At 54.7% G+C, this 1,127-nt stretch carries 1 pseudogene; it reads right to left on the bottom strand.

From position 1 onward, the window contains the following. A pseudogene (locus tag NG653_RS14610) lies at positions 1-1,127 on the bottom strand (hypothetical protein); the annotation flags it as partial.

Genomic DNA, 1,127 nt, shown 5'->3' with positions numbered 1-1,127 from the left:
GTGGAGACATAGCCCGAGAGGTCCACATCTTGCGTGCCCCCGTTCTCCAGGGTCAGCGTCAGGGTGTTGCCCGTAAGGCTGAAGTCTGTGATCTGTTGGTCATCCGTATTGTCCAGGTACGGGGTCAAATCCACGCTGCCCCCGTCTTCCAGGGTCAGGGTATTGCCGCTCAGGCTAAGCCCCTGGTCGTCGGTGCTACCGGCAGCAAGTTCGGCCAGGACCCCTTCCACATCCGAAGAAGTAAAGTTTCCGCCGGCATCAGCTACGGATACTTCTGCTGCGGTCTGGTCGTCGGTTTCTGTAAACACAGTAGTTGTACCATCTTCAGAAGTATAGGTAAAACTGCCATCGGCATTGTCTACTAATGTGGTTATGGTCTCGTCGATATCCGTTACTGTGCCCCCGGCATCGGTGATCGTTGCAATGCGGTTTCCCGCCACGGTGTTGCTTATGGCTATGCCGTTTGTATTGATGGTTACATCAGAACCGTCATTATTGGTAAAGGTATAGGTACCATTCCCGTTGTCTGTGAGGTCCGCTTTGCTAACCGTCTGGGGAACCCCGTTCTCATTGACATAGGTAAAGCTGCCATCCCCGTTATCAGTCAGGTTGGTCACTGTTTCGGCGATGGACACCGATGCCACGTTCAGATACAGCGCCCCGTCAGAACCTACCGTTATGTTGTTGTTTGCGTCCCCGCTGATCAGGGGTGCCGATAGGGTACCACCCCCATCGGTTACGGCTACCGCCCCGGCTGTGACCGCTACCGAAGTGTTGTATTCATTGCCGACTACCTGGTCACTATCCGCGGCAGCATCAGCAGCCAGTTCATCCAGCGCTGCCTGCACGTTGGTAGCAGAAAGGCCTGAAGCTGCATTGTCATAGGGATTGGAACTGGCAGCGGTATTTATCGTTTGTACAGCCCCGGATTCATTGGTATAGGTATAGGTGCCATCCCCGTTGTCGACCAGGGTGGTCACTGTGTTGTTGGTGTCGATGATCACCGAAGTGCCAAAGTCATCCGTGATCGTATAGGTGCCGTCCGTATTGTCCACCACCGTGGCGCTCTTCGCATCGAAGGTTACAGGGGTGCCATCCTCATCCGTATAAGTGAACGTGCCGTCCCC

This window comes from Robiginitalea marina, from assembly GCF_024006985.1.
GTDB classification, from domain to species: Bacteria; Bacteroidota; Bacteroidia; order Flavobacteriales; family Flavobacteriaceae; genus Robiginitalea; species Robiginitalea marina.
Note: the sequence above shows the minus strand (reverse complement) of the source record. Positions and strands in the feature narration are given on the sequence as shown.